8 protein-coding genes are annotated in these 5,823 nt (G+C 34.0%); 2 read left to right on the top strand and 6 right to left on the bottom strand.

Annotated elements, in window-relative coordinates:
* Nucleotides 1-359 precede the first annotated feature (359 nt).
* Complete coding sequence (locus tag NNC77_RS16745) at nt 360-668, top strand: copper resistance protein NlpE N-terminal domain-containing protein (protein WP_118155406.1); 309 nt, start codon at nt 360-362, stop codon at nt 666-668.
* 121 nt (nt 669-789) lie between these two features.
* On the opposite strand, the gene NNC77_RS15880 is transcribed toward NNC77_RS16745, so the two are convergent.
* From NNC77_RS15880 to NNC77_RS15855, 6 genes are all read right to left on the bottom strand, one after another.
* Nucleotides 790-1,479, bottom strand: coding sequence for a hypothetical protein (locus tag NNC77_RS15880; protein WP_118082112.1), 690 nt, complete (start codon nt 1,477-1,479; stop codon nt 790-792).
* Nucleotides 1,476-1,676 (bottom strand): hypothetical protein, encoded by a 201-nt coding sequence (locus NNC77_RS15875; RefSeq protein ID WP_118142070.1) that lies wholly within the window; start codon nt 1,674-1,676, stop codon nt 1,476-1,478. Before NNC77_RS15875 ends, NNC77_RS15880 begins: the two co-directional genes overlap by 4 nt.
* 801 nt (nt 1,677-2,477) lie before the next feature.
* On the bottom strand, nt 2,478-2,858 hold the full coding sequence (locus NNC77_RS15870) for a hypothetical protein (protein WP_254971782.1): 381 nt from the start codon (nt 2,856-2,858) through the stop codon (nt 2,478-2,480).
* Between the two features lie 13 nt (nt 2,859-2,871).
* Nucleotides 2,872-3,207, bottom strand: coding sequence for a hypothetical protein (locus NNC77_RS15865; protein WP_147381743.1), 336 nt, complete (start codon nt 3,205-3,207; stop codon nt 2,872-2,874).
* A gap of 654 nt (nt 3,208-3,861) precedes the next feature.
* The gene (locus NNC77_RS15860; RefSeq protein WP_117729757.1) at nt 3,862-4,047 is read right to left on the bottom strand and encodes a hypothetical protein; all 186 of its coding nucleotides are present in this window, start codon (nt 4,045-4,047) and stop codon (nt 3,862-3,864) included.
* Between the two features lie 272 nt (nt 4,048-4,319).
* Nucleotides 4,320-4,910 carry a hypothetical protein gene (locus NNC77_RS15855; RefSeq protein ID WP_254971785.1) on the bottom strand — a complete coding sequence of 197 codons (591 nt, stop codon included), beginning with the start codon at nt 4,908-4,910 and terminating at the stop codon, nt 4,320-4,322.
* A gap of 512 nt (nt 4,911-5,422) precedes the next feature.
* On the opposite strand from NNC77_RS15855, the gene NNC77_RS15850 reads away from it, so the two are divergent.
* Nucleotides 5,423-5,823 (top strand): hypothetical protein (locus tag NNC77_RS15850; protein ID WP_254971787.1); only part of this gene is annotated, 401 nt, incomplete at its 3' end.

The following is a 5,823-nucleotide window of genomic DNA, read 5'->3' as shown; positions in this document are numbered from 1 at the left end:
GAGTATAAAATATAGGTAAAAGCGTAAAGCGTAATTAAACAAATGTAATTTCTCATTTTATGGTTACATTTACAGTTTGAGGTCTTTCATTCACATTTCACCCATGTCGTAAGTAGAGGTCGTTACATTGCCCTCCGTGTCGGTGACACGGACAAAACGCTGTATGGCGTAGTATGGAAAATGTTTCAAAGATGCTAACGGAATTATCCTCAGATAAGCCCAACTGAATTTTAAGGCGGTTTATAACCTTGTTTTGTTGATACTTTCATGTTGCTCGTTTTTTATGTTATAGCTAAAGAACGATAGGAATTTGAGAATATTGTATGGAATTGTTGAATTAATCAAAAAAGTGCTTTAATATTGGTATAGATTCCGTTATTGGAATATATTGCGGAATATTACCGCCTTATGTTGAGACAATACTCACATTAAATATTAACGGAACCTATTTGTTGATACAGACATACAAGGAAGAGCAAAATGAACAGGAAAAGTTAAGGGGAACATTTCAAGTGCTTGACGGAAATATCTTGATGTTCATACCTCCTTCGAGTGGTGACAATATATTATACAAGGTGAGGGATGGCAACAATATTATTTTGATTGACTCGTTTGGTAACGAACCTAAAAAAGAAAATCGGGAAAACTATGCCCTAATAAAGAAATGAAATGTAAATAAACTGTGTTTACCCATTGTAGTAGAACACAGCTTATTTTACACTCGAACCAAAGATGGACTTTTACAAATTATTGTTTACAAAGACATATTGAATAGTAAACACACTAAGATTATTGTTGTTTTTTGTAGTATTCACCTCTCCATTTTATACCATTTGGTGTAACTTGTATATACTCTCCTAATAAATAATATTGATTGAAAAGTTTATCTGTTACATCAGGTAGATTTATAATAATACTTTTCTCAGTATTCAAATCCACTTTATACGGATACTCGTAGTATAAGACACCAAAGTATTGGCCTGCGGGATTACTTTCGGTATAATACATTGGTTGCAATGTAAATCTGAAACTTTTTGGAGAATTAATTCTATTACGATTCAATACTATAGTACATGTCCCTTTTTCAGTAATCCCAGAATACGAAATAGTTCCACAATAAACATTAAACTTTATAGGCATAGTTGTATTCGGAACTTTGAAAAGTATTTCAGCAAGAGTTTTATTACCAGAAACTTCTTCGATAATTAAAATGTTTTTAAAAGCACTTTGCATCGGTCCTTCTATTGAATTTATCTCAAAAAAAGTATCGCTGACTTTAGTTATTTGACAAATAGCCAAAGGAAAACTCTGTTCCCCCTCTATAGAAGAGGAGGAATAGAACTTTAGTGTGTCATTTTTAATTTCTATCAATTTTGAACTGGTTTCATTATGATAGATACCATTTTCAAGTTTTTTAGATGTTTCACCAAAACTAACCAATCCTATAACTGACAAAAAAATACAAAATATAAATCTCATTTATTTTTCAATTTTTGTTGACCCTTCAAAAAATCAGAATAATCTTTAATCATTGGATAGCCATATCCACCATTCGGATCTTTTATGGAGCCTACATAATGAACATTTGAACGAACTGTTGAGTGCTTCAAACTATTGAACCGGTCGCAATTTGCGACCAGTTCTCCTTTATCTTGATGTTCTATATTATCTGCCATATTTCTATCTTTATTTTTGAGATCACAATTGTGACCTTAAACGTGTTGTTACTTATTATTGCATTCAAAGGTAGTGCTTTTAGCCTTTAAGCTACTATTGCACAACCCCTTTCTTTGAAAAGAACGTAAAATCAATAGTATTATTGCGGTGATTGTAGTTTTATTAACATAAAGCTCTAAAGCAGCCAAAGGAGAACAAGAGCAAGGAAGCCGTGGAGACCAACAAGGACATCGAGCAGTTGTTGCTTTCCATCCAAAAGGCTTTCGATGCGCTTGTGGAAAAGAGAACGGACTTACCTATTCCTACCATTCGTGACGACACTCGTTCGCCAGCCTCATTACGCTGGAAGCAGGTGTGCCGATAAGCTTGAAGAATATACGGCAGTTTTGGGAAACAGAGTTAACTTGGATTCCATAGCTGGAACATATTACGATGTATTACCGCCTGATGTTGAGACAACACTCACGTTAAATGCTGATGGTACCTACTTGTTGATAAAGTCATACAATGAAAAGTAGAACAAACAGGAAAGGTTAAGAGGAACTTTCCATGTGCTTGACTACAACATCCTGATGCTTGTGCATCCTTAAAGCGGTGACAACATATTCTATAAGGTGATGGAGGACAACAGTATTATTTTTATAGACTCGTTTGGCAACGAACCTAAAAAAGTGGTTAGGAAAAACTACATTCTAAAAAAGAGAAAAGGGTAAAATGCAAATAAACTGTGTTAAACCATAATATTATAGCCTAACCCAGTTTATATTACACTACCTCAAAAATGGGCTATGTTTTTACGTTTACCCAATTAAATCCTTGATTTTTTTTGATTGTTTTGTTAATCTAATCAGAACCGACTTAGCTAAATTATCATCTAATGAATTGTATCTATTGATTAAAAAATCCTTCAATACAGAGAAGCTAATAGTCTCACCACAATCCTCAAATATCAGTTCTTTTTTATTAAAATGGATTATTGAATTTATAAAATTTGATTTTCTTTTTCCTATTATTTTAAATATATGCCCACTTTGGTCAACATATTTTTGATTATTGTAGTATTCTTCAAAGATACTATTATCGCCAGGATAATCCCATAAGTCTCCAATATGGGTTTCTTCCAAATCCTGTGAACTTAAATTACTTAAGGAAATATTAAGTATAGGGAATTGTATTGACATATTACTTGATTATTTATTCAAAAATTCTAAACAAACCATACATTATAGACCCAAAACCAACAACATATCCTTTAAGATAATCAATATAGCTTATTGTAAACCTCGGTGGGTAATTACGCCTGTCTTTGTATGTGATATTTAGGAATGTAATACCAAAGGATATTGCACAAATACTATCATATCTTTTAAATAAGATGGTTGTTATTCCTAAGCATATCATCAAAATTGAAAAAATTAAGTAAGTGCCATTTTTTATGGCACTTACCGACTTTTTGTGCTTAATAACAGAAAACATTATTGCAATTCCTGTTATAGACGCTAATATTCCCCAAAGACAAATATAGTTCATATTGTTTTGCTTTTATGTTATAACTAAAGAACGACTGGATATTGAATTTATTGCATTGAATTGCAGTATTAATCAGAAAACGAACAATGATATGTCTATCAATGCTTTTCCATCGTCTCCCCAAGCAGAGACAACTTAATTCTTTACTTGTTTTTTTGCATAAACTTTGTGTTGATTTTTTAATACTGTCAAAAACAAAAAGGGCTGACTCCCTAAATTGAAATCAGCCCCAATTTTACACAATATGCCATTTGGAATAGGCATAACATTATGTTCTACAAACTTAATAAACCATATAAGAGAAAACCGATACCTGCTACGTATCCTTGAAGTGATGATATATAGGCATTAGTCCTCTTTGAAACTGGATTCTGTTTGTTATCATAATAGGTGTAGCAAGAGCAGATAATACCTAAATATATTGAAGTATAGGCATCATATTTCTGTAACACAATGTTCAATATCCCCAATGTTATACCACACAAAATCCATACATAGCAAAAATACCAAAATACTTTTCTATTTCTACTTTTTTTTAGGAGAAAGAGAATAAATGTACAACTAATAAGAAGTACACACCCCCACAATAAATGTACCATACATTATTCATTTTTATTCTGACTTTTGTTATTTTCTTGCTTTATTTTTCTATAACTATAATTCCTTCGCATTGAAAAGATAAGGTGTGTTTCTGATGTTGTTGCGTTCCTCTATAAACACCTCTCCGAAAGGTACATACTCAATATACTGTACCACCTCGCCGTCCACATAGTCGTTGTTGTCCTCGCCATTGTACGGCACTGCAAAGGTTGCCTCTTTTTTTTCTGTTTTATCTGTCATATTTATATTCATTTTTCCAATATCACAAATTGTGACTTTGAACATTACCATATTTAACAGCATTCAAAGGTAGTGCTTTTAGCCTTTAAGCCACTATTGCACAACCTTTTTTATAAAAATTCTGCCCAAATATTCAGAATAGCTTAAAATGAGCGATTTATGAGTATTTCACCTCAATTGAGGTAATAATTTAGTAATGGTTCTAATTTCTGCAATGTGCATATGTTTGCTTGTCAAACAACTTTTTTCAAAATTTATAGAAAAACATTCAACTACTCCTTGTCTTCCACAAAGCCATGGGATGAAAAGTCTCTCGTTGATAGGCTGTCTTGTTTGTTGCCAGCATTGGAATTCCAAATGTTCTCTGGTTCATGTACAGTTTGCAATGGTACTTTAACAATAGAGTCAGAAGCCACTTTCTCATAGTCATTTGGTGAGTGATTGGTTTGTTCCTTAAAACTTAAAAAGAAAAAATTTCTTCCCCAACCATTACCAAATATAACATCTAATGGTTCCCCTGTATCTTTCCATATTCTGACTCTTGCTGCAAATCCAAAATCAAATTTAACGGCAGTACTATCATATGTAAAAGTTACAGTATAGAACTTTCTTCCTATCTGTTTTCTTATTTGAGGGCGGCTGTCTCCTCCGTAATCCTCCTTTTTGAAAACTTGAACATCCGATACGTTAGCCTCTTTAAAATATGGAACATACGCAGGACCAAAGGTCAAAGCCACGTTTCTTGCGCTATTTACAAGAGTACTATTGTCTAAGACCTCTGGTCGCTTGCATGAACTCAAGAATAGTGTACATAATACCGCTATTCCCCAAACTACAATCCTTATAGATGGTATTTTTTTCATAATTCGTAATTTTTAATATTTATATTCTTGAAATATTGCGTATTGATTACTCTCTATTGATCCTTTCCACCAATTCGTCTGGTGTAAGTATCTCCATCTTGGAGAAACCAAACTACTTCTTGCCTAAGTCCTTAATGGATGCACCTATGTGATATACATAGTTCGCTGCTCTCCTTTTTTCTATTTTATCTGTCATATTTATATTCATTTTTCTAAAATCACAAATTGTGACTTTGAACATTACCATATTTAACAGCATTCAAAGGTAGTACTTTTAGCCTTTAAGTCACTATTGCACAACCCCTTTCTTCGAAAAGAACGTAAAATCAATAGTTTTATTGCTGTGATTGTACTTTTATTAATCGCTTCACTCGTTGTACCGTACTTACTGTTAAACTTGGGTTAACTTTACAGTTTTTTTTAGGAGCTTGGCTTTTTTTACAAAAAAAAAATCGTAAATTTGCAGCGAGAAAATAAAAACTTGAAGAATAAACAACATAAAAAATAAACTTATGAAGAAAATCTCGTTGATAGTGATGAGCTGCATAATAGCTTGCGGACTGCTCGCCAACCACAGCATCGTGAAGGGCGGAGAAATGTCGCCTAAGGTAGAGGACACGGTATCGATTGCCAAGAAAATCACTGATAGTCAATGGCTATCGAACAACTCCGACACGTTGGAAGTGGACACTGCTGGCGAAGACTCGGTGGTGAATGTGGTGGCCTACTTCTGCAAGGGCGACACCTGCGAATACTGGATATATGAGAATGAGTGGAAGGTGGACGGCAAGGACACGGTGAAGACGCTCGGCGTATCCACCCAGGTGCGCCTCGTGGTAAACGATTCCACCAGCAAGGGCTATAAGATGAGCTACACCTTCCTGGACGTAAAGGCCGATTCGGTGGGCGACAA

The sequence above is a fragment of the Segatella copri genome (assembly GCF_024330485.1).
In the GTDB taxonomy this organism is placed as follows: Bacteria; Bacteroidota; Bacteroidia; order Bacteroidales; family Bacteroidaceae; genus Prevotella; species Prevotella copri_L.
The sequence above is the reverse complement of the archived record's forward strand: the minus strand, read 5'-3'. Positions and strand labels throughout refer to the sequence as shown.